We start from the raw sequence: 20,426 nt of genomic DNA on the forward strand, positions 1-20,426 counted from the left end.
GGACAGCCGCCATCGGCCACCGGCGTACCGTGAGGCCGTGGTCGATCCAGAGATAACGCCATCCGCTCACCTCCCCGGAGATCGGTTGGCGGCGATGCGGGTTGAGCACGGCTCGGTGGAGAAGGACGGCAGCACCGACCTCGACGTCGACTGGCTGTCGGAGGGCTGGCTCGCGTTGCTGCACAAGTGGATCCATGAGGCCGAGGAGGCCGGCGTTGCCGAGCCCAACGCCATGGTGCTGGCCACCGTGCAGGACGGCCGGCCGGTCACCCGCTCGGTGCTCTGCAAGAGCGTCGATGCCGGCGGGGTCACGTTCTACACCAACTACGACTCGGCCAAGGGCGCAGATCTCGCGGTCGCGCCCTATGCGTCGATCACCTTCCCCTGGTACGCGCTGGGGCGGCAGGTCCATGTCCGCGGTGCGGTGACCAAGGTGAACCCTGAGGAGACCGCGCAGTATTGGGCGCGGCGTCCGCGTGGATCGCAGTTGGGCGCCTGGGCGTCTGAGCAGTCCCGGCCGATCGGGTCCCGGGCCGAACTGCTGGACCGGCTGGCCGAGGTGACCGAGCGCTTCGCCGGCGATGAGCAGGTGCCGGTACCGCCGCATTGGGGCGGCTACCGGATGGCGCCGGAAGTGATCGAGTTCTGGCAGGGCCGGGAGAACCGGATTCACAACCGGATTCGGGTGCTGCCGGGCCTAGGTCAAGGCTCGGCAGACCGCATCGAGCGACTGCAACCCTGAGGCTCTCGCGACGGCTCTTCGCCGACACCACCCCGCTGCGGACGCCGGATTTCCGTCGGCTGTGGACGGCCGGCATCGTCACCGTGATCGGGGCCAACCTCACGATCTTCGCCGTACCGGTGCAGGTGTACGTGTTGACCCGCAATTCGGCCTATGTCGGACTGGCCGGGTTGTTCTCCCTGGTACCCCTGGTGGTGTTCGGCTTGCTGGGCGGTGCCTGGGCGGACGCCATGGACCGGCGACTCCTGCTGATCATCTCCTCCTGCGGCCTGGCGCTGGGCTCGGTACTGCTGTGGCTGCAGGCGGTGTTGCCGCTGAACCTCGGTGCCAACCACGTCTGGCTGGTGCTGGTGCTACTCGCGGTGCAGCAGACCTTCTACGCGATCAACTGGCCTACCCGCGGCGCGGCGATCCCGCGGATGCTGCCGATCGAACAATTGCCGGCGGCCAACTCTCTCAACATGACGGTCCAGCAGTTCGGCGCCATCGTCGGACCGCTGCTGGCCGGCATCCTGCTGAACTGGATCGATCTGTCCACCCTGTACCTGATCGACGCGGTCACCTGCCTGGTGCCGATCTGGGCGACCATCCGGCTGAGTCCGATGCCGCCACTGAAATCGTTTGTACCGCAGGAATTTTCACGATGGGGGTTCGGTGCAGTACTGGAAGGCTTCCGTTATCTGGCCGGTAACCAGGTGGTGCTGATGTCATTCGTGGTCGACCTCATCGCGATGATCTTCGGAATGCCGCGGGCGCTGTTCCCGCAGATGGCCCATGAGAGTTTCGGCGGCCCGGTCGACGGCGGAATGACCATGGCGCTGCTCGCGGCGGCTATCTCGGCAGGTGCGGTCGCAGGCGGCGTGTTCTCCGGCTGGCTGCCCCGGGTGCGTCGGCAGGGTCTGGCGGTGGTGGGCGCAATCGCGGTGTGGGGTATCGCGATCATCGGGTTCGGTCTGGCCGGCGGTGCGGCCGGCGGCCACGCCGGACTGATGCTCTGGGCGGCGATGGCCTTCCTCGCCGTCGGCGGGGCGGCGGACATGGTGTCGGCCGCGTTCCGTTCGACGATCCTTCAGGAGGCCGCCTCCGACGAACTACGCGGCCGGCTGCAGGGCGTGTTCATCGTCGTGGTCGCCGGGGGCCCGAGGCTGGCCGACGCCGTGCACGGGGCCGCAGCCGCGGCGGTGGGCACCACGATCGCCGCCGCGGGAGGGGGAGTTCTGGTGGTCATCGGCGTGCTGCTGGCCGCGCTGGCCGCACCGGTGTTCCTCCGGTACCGGCCGCCGGTGGCAGGGTCGGGCTGACGCCTCTACGATTCAGGGGTGCCTATCCGCACGGGGGAATCACCCCCGAGCCTGCGTGAGCGCAAGAAGCAACGCACCCGAGCGACATTGGTCGATGTCGCCGCTCGGCTGTGTGCGCAGCAGGGCTACGGGAAAACCACCGTCGACCAGATAGCCGCTGCCGCCGAGGTTTCTCCGCGCACCTTCAGCCGCTACTTCCCCAATAAGGAGGCGGTGGTCGGCGCTCTGATGGAGGAGGCGTCCGATCGCGTCGCCGAAGCCCTGGCCCGCCAGCCACTCGACATCACCGAGCATGAGGCACTGGTGAGAGCCCATGTCGAGATATTCCGTGCGACCGAGCGTGGCGAGCCGGGTGCGATGTCGTTCGACAGCATCAGCGGCTTTCTCAGCATCGTCAACAGCACACCCATGCTGGGCCTGGCGTCGTTCACGTTCCGCCCCGATGGATCCACCCACGCCGTGGTTGCAGCCATCGCGTGCCGGATGGGGGTGCCGGTCACTCATCCGGGGGTCCGGATCGCGTTCGACACCTGGGCGGTGCTGATGGCTGTCGCCTGCGGCACACCGGGCACCGACGCGAGCGATCCCCGCACCATCAGCGACCGTATCGAGACGACCTACGAGATTTTCACCCGGCTGTGGCGGCCGTGGCGGCCCCAGGATCAGCCCCCCGCGGGCGAACCCGGGACATAGCGACTACCTTCACCTAGAACGCGCAGTAGCGTGACCTCAAGACGGCTGCCGCCGTCGAACACGAGAAGGGTTTGATGTGGCCGACACCGACGACACCGCCACCCTCAGCTATCCCGGCGGTCAGATCGATCTGGACATCGTCCACGCCACCGAGGGCTCCGACGGGATCTCGCTGGGCCCGCTGCTGGCGAAGACCGGCTACACCACCTATGACCAGGGGTTTGTAAACACCGCCTCGACCAAGAGTGCGATCACCTACATCGACGGCGATGCCGGCATCCTGCGCTACCGGGGCTACCCGATCGAGCAGCTGGCCGAGAAGTCGACCTTCATCGAGGTCAGCTACCTGCTTATCTACGGCGAGCTGCCGACCGCCGAGCAGCTCGCGGAGTTCACCACCAGGATTCAGCGCCATACCCTGCTGCATGAGGACCTCAAGCGGTTCTTCGACGGCTTCCCGCGCAATGCCCACCCGATGCCGGTGGTCTCCAGCGCGGTCAACGCGCTCAGTGCCTACTACCAGGACTCGCTCGATCCGCTGGACCATGCGCAGGTCGAACTCTCCACGATCCGACTGCTGGCCAAGCTTCCCACCATCGCCGCCTACGCCTACAAGAAGTCGGTCGGACAGCCCTTCCTCTACCCCGACAACTCGATGTCGCTGGTGGAGAACTTCCTGCGGATGACCTTCGGGTTGCCCGCCGAGCCCTACCAGCCCGACCCGGAGATCGTCCGGGCGCTGGACATGCTGCTGATCCTGCACGCCGACCACGAGCAGAACTGCTCGACGTCCACCGTTCGGCTGGTCGGGTCCTCTCAGGCGAACCTGTTCACCTCGATCTCCGGCGGTATCAACGCGCTGTGGGGTCCGTTGCACGGCGGGGCCAACCAGTCGGTGCTGGAGATGCTGGAGGGCATCCGGGCCGACGGCGGCAACGTCACGGAATTCGTCCGCAAGGTCAAGAACCGCGAGGACGGCGTCAAGCTGATGGGCTTCGGACACCGGGTCTACAAGAACTACGACCCGCGGGCGCGCATCGTCAAGGAGCAGGCCGACAAGATCCTCAGCAAGCTCGGTGGTGACGACGATCTCCTCAACATCGCCAAGGCACTCGAGGAAGCGGCCCTGACCGATGACTTCTTCATCGAGCGCAAGCTGTATCCGAACGTCGACTTCTACACGGGTCTGATCTATCGGGCGATCGGCTTCCCCACCCGGATGTTCACCGTGATGTTCGCACTCGGCCGACTCCCGGGCTGGATCGCGCACTGGCGCGAGATGCATGAGGAGCCCAACAAGATCGGCCGCCCGCGCCAGATCTACACCGGCGACGGCGAGCGCGATTACAAGGCCCTCGGCGGTCGCTGAGTCCGCGGGCCTCGGTACGGTGATCCCGTGACGACCAAACCTGAAATCGAATTCCCCTCCGGTCCGGCTCCGACCGAACTGGTGATCAAGGACCTCGTTGTCGGCGACGGCGCCGAGGCTGAGCCGGGCGACGTGGTCGATGTGCACTACGTCGGCGTGGAGTACGACTCCGGTGAGGAGTTCGACAGCTCCTGGAACCGCGGTGAGTCGATTGCCTTCCCCCTGCGCGGACTCATTCAGGGTTGGCAGGACGGCATTCCCGGTATGCGGGTCGGCGGGCGCCGGCAGCTGACCATTCCGCCGGCGCTGGCCTACGGCCCCGCAGGCGGTGGCCACCGGCTGTCCGGGCAGACGCTGATCTTCATCATCGACCTGCTGGATGTGAAGTAACCCGACGTTCTCATCGGCGAAAAGACTCGGTGTCGTCGGACGGCTACTGGGTGCGCAGGACGAAGCCCACACCGCGAACGGTGTGCAGCAGTCGGGGGGCGCCGCCGGCCTCCAGTTTGCGGCGCAGATATCCGATGAAGACATCCACGACGTTGGTGTCGGCGGCGAAGTCGTAACCCCAGACCAGTTCCAGCAGTTGGGCCCGGCTCAGCACGGCGGTCTTATGCTCGGCGAGCACTGCCAGCAGATCGAACTCCCGCTTGGTCAGGTCGACGTCTGCGCCGTTGACGCGTGCCCGACGGCCCGGGATGTCCACTTCCAGAGCGCCGACCTGGATGGTCTCCGAGGAGGATGACACGCTCGAGCCACGCCGGCGCAGCATGGCCTTGACCCGGGCCACCAACTCGGCAAGGACGAACGGCTTGACCAGATAATCGTCGGCGCCGGCCTCCAGACCGGCCACCCGGTCATCGACCGAACTGCGTGCCGAGAGCACGCACACCGGCACATCGTTGTCCATCGCCCGCAGCGCGGTCACCACGCTGACGCCGTCGAGCACCGGCATGTTGATATCCAGCACGATCGCGTCCGGGCGAGTCTCGGTGGCGCTGCGCAATGCTTCGGCGCCATCGACAGCCGTGGACACCTCGAAGCCGGAGAGTCGCAGCCCACGTTCCAGTGAGGACAGCACGTCGGGGTCGTCATCGACCACCAGTACGCGCAGCGATCCGTCCATGGACTCCATCTTGCCGGATCGCGGGCGACAAGTGCAGTAGGCGTGGCCGGGCCGCGGCCACTACGGTGGCCACTAGATGAACGGTATGACCATCGCCCCGCCCCCGGCCCGAATCCGAACCGGGTCGGATCTGCTGCGACTGCTGCCGTATCTGTTGCCCTATCGGGTCCGGTGGATAGCGATGATCACCGTCGCGCTGGTCAGTCTGGTCGCAACCGTGGCGATCCCGCTGATGACCAAGGCGGTGATCGACGGACCGGTCCGGCACCGGGATCAGCATGGCCTCTGGGTCCTGGGCGCGGCCGCCACGGCCGTCGGACTGGCCGAGGCCGGCCTCTGGTTCATTCGCCGGTGGCTTGTCGGCCGCGCCACCATGGGTGTGGAGACCGACATCCGTAAGGATCTCTACGCCCGCCTGCAGATCCTGCCGATGTCCTTTCACGGCCGCTGGCAGTCCGGCCAGCTCCTGTCGCGGATCATGAACGACCTCAGCGTGATTCGCCGGCTGCTGTCCTTCGGCCTGGTCTTCCTGATGCTCAACGTCCTTCAGATCATCGTGGTGTCCGGCATCCTGCTTGCGATGTACTGGCCGCTGGGGGTGGTGGTGCTGGTATCCATCCTCCCGGTGACCGCCACCGTGCTGCGGTTCGAACGAGCCTTCACCCAGCTGTCGCGGCAGGCTCAGGATCAGGCCGGCCACGTCGCCACCCATGTCGAGGAATCCGCGCTCGGACTGCGGGCAATCAAGTCGTTCGGCCGGGAGGACTACGTGTTCGACCGGTTCGATGACCAGGCGCAGCAGCTCTACCAAACCCAAGTCGGCAAGGTCGCGGTCGCGGCGAGGTTCTGGACGCTGCTTGAGGTCATTCCCAACCTCACGCTGATCGTCGTGCTGGGTCTGGGTGCGTATGCCGCCGGACACGGGCTGGTGACGATGGGCACGCTGGTCGCTTTCATCACGATGATGCTTTCGCTGGTATGGCCGATCGCCTCGTTGGGATTCCTGCTGTCGATGACCCAGGAGGCGATGACCGCGGCCAACCGGATCGCCGAGATCTTCGACGCGCCCACCGAGATCAACGATGGTCCATCCGACGCCGCACCGGAATTGGGGCGCCTTGAACTGCGCGATGTCGGATTCCGATTCCCGGACTCCCAGACCTGGGTGCTCAGGAATCTCTCACTGACCGTCGAACCCGGCCAGACGCTGGCACTGGTCGGCGCGACCGGTTCGGGGAAGTCGGTGCTCGCCGAGTTGTTGCCCCGGCTCTACGACGTCACCGAAGGCCGAATCCTCATAGACGGCATCGATATCCGTGACCTGTCCCTGACCGCTTTGCGGCGCGCGGTGGCGGTCGCATTCGAAGATCCGACGCTGTTCTCGATGTCGGTTCTGGAGAACCTCAACCTGGGCCGTCCGATCGAGGACCCTGCGACCGAATCCGAAATCACCACCGCGATCGAAATTGCGGCCGCACAGTTCGTATACGAGCTGCCATACGGATTGCACACCCGCATCGGGGAGCAGGGGATGAGTCTGTCCGGCGGTCAACGTCAGCGACTGGCCCTGGCCCGCGCAATTCTGGCCAGACCGCGAATTCTCGTCCTTGATGACACACTGTCCGCCCTCGACGTCCACACCGAAGCCGTCGTCACCGAGGCGCTGGGCCGAGTACTCACCGAAGTCACCGGAGTCGTTGTGGCACATCGGGCTTCGACGGTATTGCTGGCCGATAAAGTAGCCCTCCTCGACTCGGTGGACGGTGCGACCACCATCACCCATGTGGGTACCCACGAGGGACTGCTCGCGGCCGTCCCGCGCTACCGCTACCTGCTGGCCGCCGACGACGAACTCGACGATGGATGTGAACCGCGTCCGGTGTGGGAGGACCTTGATGTCGAAGAGGCCGCACGCCGGCGGCTCGATCTCGGCTACGACGAGGCCGGTGTGATGCGTCGCCCAGACGGGCCGGAGGGCTACCTGTCGACCGAAGGCGGCACTCGATGAGCGAGTGGCGGGGCCGGCTCGGAGATCAACCTGACGAACTGGCGGCGAACCGATCCCAGGCCCGCACGCTGCTGCTGTCTCTGCTTAAGCCCTATCGGCACACAGTGGCACTGCTCGCAGTAGTGGTGATCATGGAAAACGTTGCCCGACTGTCGGTTCCACTGTTGGTTCAGCGTGGTATCGACCACGCCATCCCGCCATTGCTGGCGGGTGGATCGGCGGCCGAACTCATGGCCGTGGTCGCCATGCTCTGCCTGGTTGCTGCGGTCCAGGCGGTCAGCCGACTGTACTTCCTGAATCGCTCCGGCCGGATTGGGCAGGGGGTGCTGCTGGAACTTCGGCGCCGGGTCTTCCGGCACTTCATGCGACTCGACGTCGCATTCCACGACCGGTATACCTCCGGGCGCGTGGTCAGCCGATCGACCAGTGACGTCGATGCCATTCAGGATATGCTGGAGACCGGATTCGACAGTCTGGTGACCGCCTTTCTGACCCTGTTCGGCACCGCGATCCTGTTGGTGTTCCTCGATTTTCGTCTGGGTCTGATGTGTCTGGCCGCCTTCCCGGTGCTGGTCGCACTGGTCTGGTGGTTTTCCGTCCAATCAGCCAGGACCTACGCCCGTGTCCGCGAGAGTTCGGCACTTGTGATCGTGCAGTTCGTCGAGACCATGACTGGGATCAAGGCGGTGCAGGCCTACCGTCGTCAGGCGCGTAATCAGGAAATCTTCGGTGAGGTCGCCGACGGTTATCGGGCGGACAACGAGCGCTCCTTCCAACTGCTGGCCATCTTCATGCCGGCGGTGAAACTGGTCGGAAATCTCACCACCGCAGTGGTTCTGCTGTACGGCGGCTACCTGGTTCTACACGGCCAGATGACCATCGGCACGCTGGCGGCGTTTCTGCTGTACCTGCGGATGTTCTTCGAACCGATGCAGGAGATCTCGCAGTTCTTCAACACCTTCCAATCCGCGTCGTCGGCGCTGGAGAAGATCGCCGGGGTGCTTGCCGTTGAACCCGCGGTCGCTGATCCGGTCGACCCCGTCCGGCCGGACCATGTGGCGGGCGATATCGCCCTGCGGGGCGTGCATTTCGGGTATGCGGCCGATAAACCGGTACTGCCCGGGATGTCGCTCTCAGTGCCTGCGGGTCAGACGGTGGCCTTGGTCGGCACCACCGGTGCGGGTAAGACCACGATCGCCAAGCTGATCGCCCGATTCTATGATCCGCAGTCGGGCTCGGTCACGCTGGACTCAATCGATCTGCGCCGCTTCACCCAGGATGATCTTCGTCGGCATGTCGTGATGGTGACCCAGGAGAACTTCCTGTTCTCCGGGACCGTCGCCGACAACATCCGGTTCGGCCGCCCCCTGGCGACAGATGAGCAGGTGCGCGCAGCCGCCGCCGCGGTGGGCGCCGACGAGTTCATCGCCGCACTGCCCGACGGTTTCGACACCGATGTCGCCAAGCGGGGCGGCCGGCTCAGTGCCGGCCAGCGCCAACTGGTCGCGTTCGCAAGGGCGTTTCTCGCCGATCCGGCGGTGCTGATCCTCGACGAGGCCACCTCCTCGCTGGACATCCCCAGCGAGCGGCTGGTCCAGCGCGCGTTGCGCACCGTCCTGGCCGGCCGGACCGCGCTGATCATCGCCCACCGGCTGTCCACGGTCGAGATCGCCGACCGCGTCATCGTTCTCGAACACGGCCGCATCATCGAGGACGGTGTACCGGATGCGCTCATCGGCGCCGGCGGCCGGTACGCGGCCCTGCACCGGGCCTGGATCGACTCGCTCGCCTAGCTGTACTGACCACCGACACCCGCCGACCGTCGGGGCGCCGGTCAGTAGGCTCGTCCCCATGATCGGTATCGAGCGTGTCGGCGACGTGATCACCATCGAGTTGCAGCGACCGGAGCGGCGCAACGCACTCAACACCGAACTCGTCGATGCGACCCGTGAGGCTGTGGAGTCCGCCGCCGCTGAGGATGTCCGCGCGATCGTGCTGACCGGGCAGGGCACCGTTTTCTGCGCCGGTGCCGACCTTTCCGGTGACGTGTTCGCCGCCAATTTTCCGGAGAAGGCCATCGCCCTCAACAAGGCGATCGATGCCGCACCGGTTCCGGTGATCGCGGCCCTCAACGGTCCGGCGATCGGCGCCGGGGTTCAGCTGGCGATGGTCTGCGATCTTCGGGTGGTGGCGCCGGACGCCTACTTCCAGTTTCCCATCGCCAGATATGGCCTGGCGCTGGATAATTGGAGCATCCGGAGGCTGTCTTCGCTGGCCGGTTACGGGAGGGCCCGCGCCATGCTGCTGGCCGCCGAGAAATTGGACGCCCAGACCGCCCTGATGACCGGCATGGCCAATCGGATCGGCACCCTGGCGGACGCGCAGGCCTGGGCCGCCGAGATCGCCGGGCTGGCCCCGCTGTCGGTGCGGCACTCCAAGAGGGTGCTCAACGACGACGGCGCCTATGAGGATCAGGGCGAGCTGCACAGGGATTGGTTCGATGCTGCGTGGGCGAGTCAGGACGTGATCGAGGCCCAGGTCGCCCGAATGGAGAAACGCTCACCGAAATTCCGGGGGGCCTGACCGATGCCGGGTCTGTCCGCGCTCCGGGTGGCCGTCGGCACGGCCACATTGGCGGCCGGCGGCTGGACCCTGCGGGCGCTTCGTGAGACACCCGCATCCCTGGGCGCTGGTGCTGCGGAGCTGCACGCAGTAGCCAAAGGATCGCCGAATTACCGCGGCGGTGTCTTCCACAATGCCGAGCCGGCCTCCGCCATCCGACTCGACGCCGAGGAGAACCGGCTGGTTCTGTTCGACATGTTCGCCGACAACTCTGTCACTCGACCGGCATCGGCCGTCCCGCTGGCCGACCCGCCGGCGCACGCCGGATCCGACGCACTTGCGGTCAGCTGGCTCGGCCATGCCACCGCACTGGTGGAGATCGACGGCCACCGGGTACTGACCGATCCGGTGTGGAGCCCGCGCTGTTCACCGTCACACACGGTGGGGCCGCTGCGGCTGCATCCACCGCCGCTCGATCTGGCTGCGCTGCCCCAGTTGGACGCGGTCGTGATCAGTCACGACCACTACGACCACCTCGACATGAACACGGTCAAGACGCTGGCCCGCACTCAGCGAGCACCGTTCGTGGTCCCACTCGGTGTCGGTGCTCATCTACGGGCGTGGCGAATCCCATCTGAGCGCATCATCGAACTGGACTGGAACGCTGAGACCCGGATCGGCGATCTGAGGCTGATCTGCACACCGGCGCGGCACTTCTCCGGCCGGTTCCTGTCCCGCAATAACACCCTGTGGGCATCCTGGGCGATGATCGGGCCAGAGCACCGCGCCTTCTTCGGCGGTGATACCGGATATGCCCAAGGTTTCGCCGAAATCGGTTCGGAGCATGGTCCTTTCGATCTGACTCTGCTGCCGATCGGTGCGTACAACAGGTCCTGGCCGGATATCCACATGAATCCCGAGGAAGCAGTTGCCGTTCACCGCGACCTGAGCGGCGATGCCGGTCTGATGGTGCCCATCCACTGGGCCACCTTCCGGCTCGCCCCGCATCCGTGGGCTGAACCGGCTGAACGACTGTTGGAGGCCGCAGCCGGGGCCGCAGTGTCGGTGGCGGTACCCAAACCGGGCGGACGGGTGATCCCGGCCCTCGCATCTGAGCTCGAGACATGGTGGCGGCTTTGACACCGGGTCGGGGTGTCGGGATTCTCCTTCTCGCTCTGACCCTGACCGCGTGCGGGGGTTCCGCACAGAATGGCGCGCCTGCGACCAGACCGTCCGAGCAGCCGCCGCAACTGATTCCGGCGATGCCGTTGCCGGCCGACGCGGTAGGCAATGCCGTCTCCAGACTCGACGGACTCGCCGGGGATCTGATGGAGTCCTCCGGCATCCCGGGCATGGCCGTCGCGGTGGTGCACGGCGGTAAAACCCTCTACGCCAGGGGATTCGGCGTCCGTGACACCCGCACCGGCGAGAAGATCGACCCGGATACGGTGTTCCAGCTCGCTTCGCTGTCCAAACCGATCGCCGCCACCGTGGTCGCCCATCAGGCCGGCGCCGGTTCGATCGGTTGGGACACCCCGATCGTCGACAAGCTGCCGTGGTTCGCACTGTCCGACCCGGCGGTGACCCGCATGCTCACGGTCGGGGACCTGTTCGCCCACCGATCCGGGTTGCCCGACCACGCCGGTGACATCCTCGAGGACCTCGGCTTCGACCGGCGCACTATCCTCGAGCGCTTGCGACTGCTGCCGCTGGCGTCGTTTCGGGATTCCTACGCCTACACCAACTTCGGGGTGACCGCGGCCGGGGAAGCGGTGGCGACAGCAGCCGGCACGCCATGGGAGGACCTCAGCGAGCAGGTGCTCTACCGACCGCTGGCGATGGACTCGACGAGTTCGCGTTTCGCCGACTTCCAGTCCCGCACCGACAGAGCCGTCGGCCACGTCCGCGTCGACGGCTCATATCAGCCACGCTCAACCCGTGACCCGGATCCACAGTCACCGGCCGGCGGAGTCAGTTCATCTGTCAACGATCTAACCCACTGGCTGACGATGATGCTCGCCGGCGGCCGCTACAACGGCAGCGCCATCGTGGACCCGCAGGCCCTGCTAGCGGCGGTGACACCGCAGATCGTGTCGGTCCCGCCGACCGAACCTGCCATGCGATCGGGTTTCTACGGCTACGGGTTCAACGTCGGCACCTCGCCGGCCGGCCGGGTCCGGCTGAGTCATTCCGGTGCCTTCGGCCTCGGTGCGGCAACGAATTTCGTGATCATTCCAGATGCGGACGTGGCGATAGTCGCCCTGACCAACGCCGCACCGACCGGTGTTCCCGAGACCCTGACCGCGCAGTTCGCCGATCTCGTCGAGTTCGGTGAGATCCGCCAGGACTGGCGAAAGCTCTACACCGATGCGTTTGCGGCAATCGATGCGCCGATCGGCGAACTTTCCGGCAAACAGCCGCCGGTCAATCCCGCCCCGGCCCGTCCACTGTCGTCCTATGTCGGCAGCTACTCCAACGCCTACTGGGGTCCCGCGACGATCGCCGAGAGCGACGGAAAGCTGACCGTGACGGTCGGGGCCAGCCCGCACACCTATCAGCTGACACACTGGGACGGCGAGGTGTTCACGTTCGGGCTCACCGGCGAGACCGCCCCGCCCGGGAGCGTTTCCCGCGTGACCTTCGGCCCAGACAGGGTCACCGTGGAGATCCTCGACGACGACACGTTAGGAACCTTTATCCGATGACGGTCAGCATTGTGTCCGGTCTTTCCGATGCCGAGGTCGCCGCACGTGTCGCCGAGGGGAAGACCAACGATGTCCCGTCGCGCGCCTCGCGCAGTGTGTCCGAGATCGTCCGGGCGAACCTCTTCACCCGAATCAATGCCATCCTGAGTGTGCTGTTTGCGATCGTGCTGGCCACCGGTTCGCTGATCAACGGATTGTTCGGCCTACTGATCATCGCCAACAGCGCCATCGGCATCATTCAGGAACTGCGGGCAAAGAAGACCCTGGACAGTCTCGCCATCATCGGCCAGGCCAAACCCACCGTGCGCCGCCAGTCCGGCACCGTGGATCTACCGCCGGGTCAGGTGGTTCTCGACGATGTCATCGAGCTCGGCCCCGGCGATCAGATCGTGGTCGACGGCGAAATTCTCGAGGCCGCCAACCTGGAAGTCGACGAGTCGCTGCTCACCGGTGAGGCCGACCCGATCTCCAAACAGGTTGGGGACCAGGTGATGTCGGGCAGTTTCGTGGTGGCCGGCGCCGGCGCCTACCGTGCCACCAAGGTGGGTCGCGAGGCTTATGCTGCGCGGCTGGCCGAGGAAGCCAGCAAGTTCAGCCTGGTCAAATCCGAACTGCGCACCGGGATCAGCAAGATCCTGCAGTTCATCACCTACCTGCTATGGCCCACCGGGCTGCTGATCATCTACACCCAATTGTTCACCACACATGTGGGCTGGCAGGAGTCGCTGTTGCGGATGGTCGGCGCCCTGGTACCGATGGTTCCCGAGGGCCTGGTGCTGATGACCTCCATCGCCTTCGCAGTCGGCGTGATCCGATTGGGCCGCCGACAGTGTCTGGTGCAGGAACTGCCTGCCATCGAAGGTCTGGCAAGGGTCGACGTGGTGTGTGCGGACAAGACCGGAACGCTGACCGAGAACGGGATGCGCCTGGCAGAAGCCGAAGCTCTCGGTGGTGCGCCTCCCGATCAGATCGGTGCGGTGCTGGGCGCACTGGCCGCGGATGACTCCAGGCCCAACGCCAGCATGCAGGCCATTGCCGAGGCGTACCCGCAGGGCCCGGGGTGGACGGCGACCGGACAGGCTCCGTTCAAGTCGTCCACCAAATGGAGTGGCGTGTCCTACGGCGAGCACGGCAACTGGCTCATCGGCGCCCCGGATGTGCTGCTCGATCCGGCTACCCCGGTTGCAGAGCGCGCCGAGGAAATCGGCCGGGGAGGTCTTCGGGTGTTGCTACTCGGGTCGTGCGACCTGTCCGTGGATGCACCCGAGGCCCCCGGAGAGGTGACTCCGGTCGCACTGGTGGTCCTGGAGCAGCGGGTCCGCCCCGATGCGCGCGACACACTGGATTATTTCGCCTCCCAGGATGTCTCAGTGAAAGTGATCTCCGGCGATAACGCGGTGTCGGTGAGCGCGGTAGCCGGATCGCTGGGGCTGCACGGTGAGACGATGGATGCCCGCGATCTACCCACCGACCCCACTGCGCTGGCTGACACCATGGCCGAATACACCACGTTCGGCAGGGTGCGGCCGGACCAGAAGCGGGCCATGGTGCACGCCCTGCAGTCGCGTGAACACACCGTGGCGATGACCGGCGACGGAGTCAACGACGTTCTCGCGCTCAAGGATGCCGATATCGGTGTGGCGATGGGCTCAGGCAGCCCCGCCGCGCGCGCGGTGGCCCAGATCGTGTTGCTGGACAACAAGTTCGCCACACTTCCCTACGTCGTCGCTGAGGGTCGGCGGGTGATCGGCAATATCGAGCGGGTCTCGAACCTGTTCCTGACCAAGACCGTCTACTCGGTGCTGTTGGCACTCATGGTGGGTCTGGCGGGTCTGTCGTCCAAATTCTTCGGCACCGCCCCACTGCTGTACCCGTTCCAGCCCATCCACGTCACCATCGCGGCGTGGTTCACCATCGGTGTGCCGGCGTTCATCCTGTCGCTGGCGCCGAACGGCGAACGGGCTCGCACCGGATTTGTCCGGCGGGTGATGACCTCAGCACTGCCGGCCGGTGTGGTGATCGGAGCGTCGACCTATACCTGCTACCTGATCAACAACCCGGGCCGCGACGCCACCTCGGTCCAGCAGACCCAGGCCTCGACCGGTGCGCTGATCACCCTGCTGATCGGCGCTCTGTGGGTGCTCGCCATAGTGGCCCGGCCCTATCAGTGGTGGCGGATCGCTCTGGTGTTGGGCTCGGCACTGGCCTACGTGGTGATCTTCGCGCTCCCACTGGCCCGGGAGAAGTTCATGCTTGATCCCTCCAACCCCGACGTGACCACGCTGGCGGTGACGATCGGCCTGGCCAGTGCGGGGCTGATCGAGGCGCTGTGGTGGATCCAGGGCCGGTGGCTGGGCGAACCCAGGCGGCTATGGCGGTAGCCGAATACGGTGCTTAGATTGACCCGGGGGCGTCCTCCGGGCAACCGGATGGCATCAGCGCGCCCATACCGCACCGAGAAAGGTTGAACACATGTCGTTCATTGACAAGGCCAAGGAAGCCATCAGCGAGAATCTCGACAAGGCCAAGGACTTCGTCGGCGAGAACGCCGACAAGATCGAAGGCGCCATCGACAAGGCCGGCGACTTCATCGACGAGAAGACCAGTGGCAAATTCGCCGAGACTGTCGACAAGGTCCAGGGCGCCGCGCACACCGCGGTCGGCAAGGTGACCGAGGCCGCCGGAAGCGTCAAGGGCGCCGCCGATAACGTCGCCGACAGCGTCAAGGGTGCCGCCGACAAGGTCGCCGACGGTGTCAAGGGTGCCGCCGACAAGGTCGCCGACAAGGTCGACGGCCAGTAGGTCGGTAGATGGCGAAGGTTTCGGCTTCTGTCGAGGTTCCGCTTTCGCCGCAGGAGGCTTGGGAGCACGCCTCCGACCTGACCCGCTATTCCGAATGGCTCACCATTCACCGGGTCTGGCGCTCCAGACTGCCTGAGACTCTCGACAAAGGCGCCGTCGTGGAGTCCATCGTTGAGGTCAAGGGCATGCCCAACCGGATCTCCTGGACCATCGTGAACTTCAAACCACCGGAGTCGATGACGCTCAACGGCGTCGGCGTCGGCGGGGTGAAGGTCAAGTTGATCGGCAGGGTCCGTCCGAAAGATGAAGCCGGACCGAACGCACAGGACGGTGCCGCCGCCTCAGTCGTCTCATTGGACGTCCACCTCGGCGGCCCCGCCCTGTTCGGCCCGATCGGAATGATCGTGGCGGCGGCATTGCGCGGTGACATCAAATCCTCGCTGGACCGTTTCGTCGAGGTATTCGCGTCGGGCTGATCCGAATATGCTCAGCGGCAACCCATCACAGGGGCCCGCGCCGGCCCAGTTGTCCCCTGCGGAGGGTGTCGAGCAACTCGTGATACGGACCGACCAAGTATGCGGTGTCACCGGCCTGAAGCCGGACATCCCGGTGCGGATGCAACATTTCCGGTTCGCCGGAGCGTTCCATCGCGATCACGCGGGTGTGGGTGGACAGTTCAAACATCTGGACGCCATCCAGTTCGCTGCCGGGCTGCACCCGGACACCGCCCACCATGAACGAACGCTGTCCCACTGAGAAGGTGCCGAGGACTTCCAGGCCCATCGCCGCGCCGATGAACCACGGTGTGGCCAGATCGACGGTGGACCGCACGTACTGGAATCCCAGCCGGTGGCCGACCGCGTCGCCGAGGCTGCGGTCGAAGATCCGCATAACGATCGGGATGCGCTGCCCGTGTGGACTTTGATCCGGGCCGAGTATCTCCCGCAGCACGATTCCGGTTTCGATATTGATCATGTCATGGTCGGTGAGAACGGCGATAGCCCGGCAATGCTCAACACGAGCCGCTTCCAACGTGTTTCGCTCGGTAGCGTCGCCGATGATCACCGGGATCTTCAGCTCTGCTGCGGTCGGCAGATACTGATTGGCCTCGTTACGCTCGATCACCACCACTGAATAGCCGGCCTCCTTGAGCATGCTCGCCACCCGGATCCCGAACGAGCCGAGGCCCACCACGACGAAATGCCGGCGCAGATGGCGAACGTGCTGGCGGCTGGTTGCCTGTGAGAGCCGACGTGACAGCAGCACATCGGCGACGAATGCGACCACGATGGCGGTGGTGGCCAGACCGCCGAGCATCATCACCACACCCCATAGCCGCAGCCACAGCGGTTGGTGCATGAAGTTGAAGTCGCCGTAGCCGACTGTTGCCAGCGTCTCGGTGGAGAAGTACAGCGCATCCATCCAACTCATGCCGGGGGAGCGGAAGTTGAACCGCAGGATGACCGTCGACCCTACGAGCAGTGTCACCAGCAGAGCCAGCGCGCGGTAGAACGTGGGGTGGATGTCATCGCTGAACGCGCGGATCGAGTCCATCACACGCCATAGCGCCGGGCGCCGTGGCGCGGTGATGTCGCCGGTGCGACCGACCCGCATGCCCTGTGCCGAAAGTTCCTCGGGACGGCCGATCATCGAAGTCCAGTCACCCTGGTGTACCCGCGCATCCAGCGCCGGACAGGGGATCACGTCTCCGGCGCCCGGGGAGTTGGGGCCCCTGATGATGGCCACCGGCGCCAGTCGGCCGTAGATCTCTCGCAGCGTCCCGTCGACAGGTGCGATGGCGCCGGACACCACGAAATCGACCTGGCCGACGTGGATGGTGTGGGCTGTGCGCCCCAGGAGTGCCTCCACCACGGACGGGGCGGCCAGGTCGGCGACGTCGAGCATGTCGCCCGGATCGTCGGGGTCATCCATCGCCTCACGCAGCGATGTGTTGGCGATCCGGGCCACCACCCGCACGTGCGGGTTGGCCCGCCGGGCCAGCAATGCGACTTCGAGGTTGAGCGCGTCGTCGGGAGAGGCGGCGATGACTGCCCGGGCAGTTGCCACGTCCGCCAATTCGAGCGCCTTCGGTGACTTCAACGGCACGACACTGATCTCGGCGTCGGTGAGCTCATCGATGATCTGCATCGCGAGCGCATCCTCGCCGCAGACGATGATGTGATCGCGCATGGGGAAAAGCTACCCGCTGAATTGCCCGGTCCGCCGATTAGGGTTGAGGTATGGCACGACTGCGTCCCGGCTGGCTGCTTGTGCTGTGCGCGGTCGGACTGTCGATAAGTTCCTGGCTGCCGTGGCTGACGACGTCAGCTCTCGGCGGTGGTAGGGCGAGCGCCATCGGCGGCACGGTGGGCAGTATCACGCTGCCGCCCCGGTTCGGGGCCGGACAGTTGATCGTGGTGCTGGCCTCGGTGCTCGTCGTCCTCGGTGCGATGGTGGCCCGCGATCTCGCTCCGCGGCCTTCGGCCGCTGTCGCGGCGGTGATCTCGGTATCGGTCGTCGTCCTGATGTGGTGGTACTACGACGCCAACGTGCGGCCGCCGGTCGGCGCCGGCTACGGCCTGTATCTGGGGGCGGCCTTCAGCGTCGGCCTGCTGGCGTGCTCGGTGTGGGCGCTGGTGGCACGCCGGTAGGCTGTTGCCGGTTGTGAAGGAGTCCAGTTGCGCACAGTGATCAGAGGTGTCCCGGTGGCCGCGTTGACCCTGGTGGCCGCGGTCGGTTTCACGCTCACCGGATGTTCGGGAGGCGGAAAGCCCACAGCGGACCAGTGTCAGGCGGTGTCTGTTGAGCTGGCCGACGTCCCGACTCGCACCGATCAGGAGCCCAAGATGCGGGTGCCTTTGCCGCCGGGTTGGGAGCGAACCACCAAGATGGACAACGAGTCCATCCGTTTCGCCATCCGTAACCCGGCACTGACCGTCGACGGTTTCACTCCCAACGCGGTGGTGACGCTGCAGAAGATCGGCGCGGACCTCGGCAAGCCGTCGCAGATCCTCGAGGCGCAGAACGATCAGCTGGTCAAGAAACTCAAGGCCACCGATCTCAGCAGCACCCCGACTTCAGTGTGCGGTGCTCCGGCGCTGTCGAGCAGCTACACCGCCCCCGAAATGAAGATCAGTCCCAACCCGAAGGTGCCGAAGGTTCCCACCCGCAAGGCCACTTCACTGGGGGCGGTCTACCGGTCGTCCGACGCCAACTATGTCGCGACGCTGACCGTGCAGACGATCAAGCCCGACGACAAGACCTTCGCGCAGGATTCGCAAATCATCCTCAAGGGATTCCAGCTTCTACCGCCCGGGTGATGCCGAAGCGGCGTCACAGGCCGACGGCCGCGGCCGCCGAATCCGTCTCCCGCCAGCGGCGTACATCAGCCCCGGCTACCCAGGTGGAATGAGTGCCGCTGGAAATCCTCTCCGGTAGCTGCAGTTTGCACACTGGACCGTCTTCGAGACGGGCGGCGTCGAAGACCAGGCAGTAGGACGCGTCGGCGTTCATGTCGGTGGTCAGTGTCACCAGATAGCCGTCATCCTCGCCTCGGCTGCCGACCCGCGGCGCCATCGCGGTCTCGCTGCCGTAGACGCCGTCGCCGAAGCTGATCCGCTGTTCGGTGCCGGTCAGCACGTCATGGCGAATGAGCCCGTCGAACAGGAACCAGCCCGGTTTGCCGGTCGCCGCATAGATGTAGCGGTGCGGCTCCCCGCCGTGGGTGCCGTTGATCATGCCGAATTCGGAGATGTTCTCCGACAACGCTTCTTCGGTGGTGGCGCCGGTCTTGAGGTTGAAACGCCAGCGATGCAACCGCGTCTGCATGCGGTCCAGTGCCAGGAACCGAAACGCCCGCTGCCACTTGGTACCGGTGCCGTTATCCGAGGGTTCGGGGTCGCCCTGATAGAACCCGTCGAGCACAATCTCGTCGCCGTCCTCGTAGGCGTTGGCGAAGTGCAGCACGAAGGTCGGATCGGCCTCGAACCACTGGACGTCGGCCGCACCGCCGCGGCGCGGCAGTACCGCGAACCGCGAGGGCATATCGGGATGGAACCGCGCCACGTGCAGATCCCGTTCCAGCAGTTCCGGCTCCCAGAACAGTGGAAAGTCGTTGAGTATTACGTAGTTCCGGGTGAAGGCCATATCGTGCGGCAGGCGCGGCCCCGGCAGGCGGACGTCGGTGTAATGCACCAGATCGTTGTTGGCGTCCACGACGCCGTAGTGCAGATACGGCTCCTTCTTGCTGTAATTGAAGAACAGCAATTCGTCGGTTCGCTCGTCGACCTTGGGGTGCGCCGAGACGCCCCAGTCGAACGGGAACCCACCGTTGAAGTCCTGTTTGCCCCGGGTCTGGCCGGTGTAGGGATCTATCCGGTACAGATCGCCGCACTGGTAGAAACTGGTCAGCGCTGTTCCACGGTGCACCACTACATCGGTGCTCGAGGCGTCCTTGAGGAGTGTCCGGGCACCCCAGCCGTAATCGACCTTCGACAAAGACAGCGGTTCAGCCAGCCCGGGCCACAGCGGCCCGTTGGCCTCCTGCTCGGCTTCAAAGCCATCTGTGCGTACGAAGCTGTTGCGGTAGAACGCATTTCCATCACGGAAGCCGACGATGTGCACCATTCCATCACCGTCGAATGGGTGGTAGCTCTTCAGCGCGGGGTGTAAAGGATTCTCGGTGTTGCGCAGATATATGCCATCGAGGTCGGCGGGGATCTCGCCCTCCACCGCGATCAGGTCATCGGCGCGCCATTCGGTGTTCTGCGGCCGCCACGGCCCCGTCCGGTACGGATGGTCGTCATCCTCGGGCAGGGTGGAAAGGAACTTTCCGACGATCTCAACATCCATGTGCTGCTCCTACCGTTGCGCATCCGGTGCTGCAATGACGAAACTCACTGTGGTGGCGGTGCTCCCGCCGAGGTTGAGGGTGCCGAACCTGCGCGCACCGTCGACCTGATATTCCCCGGCGAAACCGCTGACCTGTTTTGCGGCGTCGAGCATCATCCGGATGCCGGTCGCTCCGACCGGGTGACCCCCGCCGATCAAACCGCCACTGGGATTGATCGGTAGCCGACCGCCGATCTCGATATCGCCGGACTCGACTGCTTTCCAGGA

At 65.5% G+C, this 20,426-nt stretch carries 18 protein-coding genes and 1 pseudogene; 15 read left to right on the forward strand and 4 right to left on the reverse strand.

Annotated elements, in window-relative coordinates:
• Window positions 1-94: 94 nt before the first annotated feature.
• The 5 genes from pdxH to ACR2JI_RS07785 all read left to right on the forward strand — a co-directional run bounded on the left by pdxH (window position 95) and on the right by ACR2JI_RS07785 (window position 4,495).
• Window positions 95-742: a pyridoxamine 5'-phosphate oxidase gene (gene pdxH / locus ACR2JI_RS07765; RefSeq protein WP_526389516.1), complete on the forward strand. Its 648-nt coding sequence runs from the start codon at window positions 95-97 to the stop codon at window positions 740-742.
• Window positions 739-2,043, forward strand: a complete 1,305-nt coding sequence (locus tag ACR2JI_RS07770; RefSeq protein ID WP_526389517.1) for an MFS transporter — start codon at window positions 739-741, stop codon at window positions 2,041-2,043. The genes pdxH and ACR2JI_RS07770 overlap by 4 nt, the downstream gene beginning before the upstream one ends.
• Window positions 2,044-2,061: 18 nt before the next feature.
• Window positions 2,062-2,736 carry a TetR/AcrR family transcriptional regulator gene (locus ACR2JI_RS07775; RefSeq protein WP_526389496.1) on the forward strand — a complete coding sequence of 225 codons (675 nt, stop codon included), beginning with the start codon at window positions 2,062-2,064 and terminating at the stop codon, window positions 2,734-2,736.
• Window positions 2,737-2,812: 76 nt separating this feature from the next.
• Complete coding sequence (locus tag ACR2JI_RS07780; RefSeq protein ID WP_526389497.1) at window positions 2,813-4,105, forward strand: citrate synthase; 1,293 nt, start codon at window positions 2,813-2,815, stop codon at window positions 4,103-4,105.
• Between the two features lie 27 nt (window positions 4,106-4,132).
• Window positions 4,133-4,495: an FKBP-type peptidyl-prolyl cis-trans isomerase gene (locus ACR2JI_RS07785; protein WP_526389498.1), complete on the forward strand. Its 363-nt coding sequence runs from the start codon at window positions 4,133-4,135 to the stop codon at window positions 4,493-4,495.
• A 43-nt stretch (window positions 4,496-4,538) separates the two neighbouring features.
• Here the strand turns inward: ACR2JI_RS07785 and ACR2JI_RS07790 are convergent, their stop codons facing one another.
• Entirely contained in the window at window positions 4,539-5,231 is a 693-nt protein-coding gene (locus ACR2JI_RS07790; protein ID WP_526389499.1) for a response regulator transcription factor, read from the reverse strand.
• A 76-nt stretch (window positions 5,232-5,307) separates the two neighbouring features.
• Here ACR2JI_RS07790 and ACR2JI_RS07795 point away from each other — a divergent pair, with 76 nt between their 5' ends.
• The 8 genes and pseudogenes from ACR2JI_RS07795 to ACR2JI_RS07830 all read left to right on the forward strand — a co-directional run bounded on the left by ACR2JI_RS07795 (window position 5,308) and on the right by ACR2JI_RS07830 (window position 15,784).
• Complete coding sequence (locus ACR2JI_RS07795; RefSeq protein ID WP_526389500.1) at window positions 5,308-7,239, forward strand: ABC transporter ATP-binding protein; 1,932 nt, start codon at window positions 5,308-5,310, stop codon at window positions 7,237-7,239.
• Complete coding sequence (locus ACR2JI_RS07800; protein ID WP_526389501.1) at window positions 7,236-9,032, forward strand: ABC transporter ATP-binding protein; 1,797 nt, start codon at window positions 7,236-7,238, stop codon at window positions 9,030-9,032. The genes ACR2JI_RS07795 and ACR2JI_RS07800 overlap by 4 nt, the downstream gene beginning before the upstream one ends.
• Window positions 9,033-9,090: 58 nt before the next feature.
• A complete protein-coding gene (locus ACR2JI_RS07805) occupies window positions 9,091-9,822 on the forward strand; it encodes an enoyl-CoA hydratase (RefSeq protein WP_526389502.1) in 732 nt (243 codons plus the stop codon).
• Window positions 9,823-9,825: 3 nt separating this feature from the next.
• Window positions 9,826-10,941, forward strand: a complete 1,116-nt coding sequence (locus tag ACR2JI_RS07810) for an MBL fold metallo-hydrolase (RefSeq protein ID WP_526389503.1) — start codon at window positions 9,826-9,828, stop codon at window positions 10,939-10,941.
• The gene (locus tag ACR2JI_RS07815; protein ID WP_526389504.1) at window positions 10,926-12,506 is read left to right on the forward strand and encodes a serine hydrolase domain-containing protein; all 1,581 of its coding nucleotides are present in this window, start codon (window positions 10,926-10,928) and stop codon (window positions 12,504-12,506) included. Before ACR2JI_RS07810 ends, ACR2JI_RS07815 begins: the two co-directional genes overlap by 16 nt.
• Window positions 12,503-14,887 (forward strand): cation-translocating P-type ATPase, encoded by a 2,385-nt coding sequence (locus ACR2JI_RS07820; RefSeq protein WP_526389505.1) that lies wholly within the window; start codon window positions 12,503-12,505, stop codon window positions 14,885-14,887. Before ACR2JI_RS07815 ends, ACR2JI_RS07820 begins: the two co-directional genes overlap by 4 nt.
• 91 nt (window positions 14,888-14,978) lie before the next feature.
• Window positions 14,979-15,170 (forward strand): annotated as a pseudogene (locus ACR2JI_RS07825) (Rv0909 family putative TA system antitoxin); the annotation flags it as partial.
• Window positions 15,171-15,316: 146 nt separating this feature from the next.
• Window positions 15,317-15,784, forward strand: coding sequence for a type II toxin-antitoxin system Rv0910 family toxin (locus tag ACR2JI_RS07830; protein ID WP_526389506.1), 468 nt, complete (start codon window positions 15,317-15,319; stop codon window positions 15,782-15,784).
• A 25-nt stretch (window positions 15,785-15,809) separates the two neighbouring features.
• Here the strand turns inward: ACR2JI_RS07830 and ACR2JI_RS07835 are convergent, their stop codons facing one another.
• Complete coding sequence (locus ACR2JI_RS07835; RefSeq protein WP_526389507.1) at window positions 15,810-17,498, reverse strand: potassium channel family protein; 1,689 nt, start codon at window positions 17,496-17,498, stop codon at window positions 15,810-15,812.
• Between the two features lie 50 nt (window positions 17,499-17,548).
• Between ACR2JI_RS07835 and ACR2JI_RS07840 the strand changes: the two genes are divergently transcribed.
• On the forward strand, window positions 17,549-17,959 hold the full coding sequence (locus ACR2JI_RS07840) for a hypothetical protein (RefSeq protein ID WP_526389508.1): 411 nt from the start codon (window positions 17,549-17,551) through the stop codon (window positions 17,957-17,959).
• Between the two features lie 36 nt (window positions 17,960-17,995).
• Window positions 17,996-18,628 (forward strand): LpqN/LpqT family lipoprotein, encoded by a 633-nt coding sequence (locus tag ACR2JI_RS07845; protein ID WP_526389518.1) that lies wholly within the window; start codon window positions 17,996-17,998, stop codon window positions 18,626-18,628.
• A 13-nt stretch (window positions 18,629-18,641) separates the two neighbouring features.
• Here the strand turns inward: ACR2JI_RS07845 and ACR2JI_RS07850 are convergent, their stop codons facing one another.
• Window positions 18,642-20,159 (reverse strand): carotenoid oxygenase family protein, encoded by a 1,518-nt coding sequence (locus ACR2JI_RS07850; protein ID WP_526389509.1) that lies wholly within the window; start codon window positions 20,157-20,159, stop codon window positions 18,642-18,644.
• 9 nt (window positions 20,160-20,168) lie between these two features.
• A partial coding sequence (locus tag ACR2JI_RS07855; RefSeq protein ID WP_526389510.1) for a thiolase C-terminal domain-containing protein occupies window positions 20,169-20,426 on the reverse strand: 258 nt, incomplete at its 5' end.

Origin of the sequence: Mycobacterium sp., from assembly GCF_051006775.1 — a bacterium.
Lineage (GTDB): Bacteria > Actinomycetota > Actinomycetes > Mycobacteriales > Mycobacteriaceae > Mycobacterium.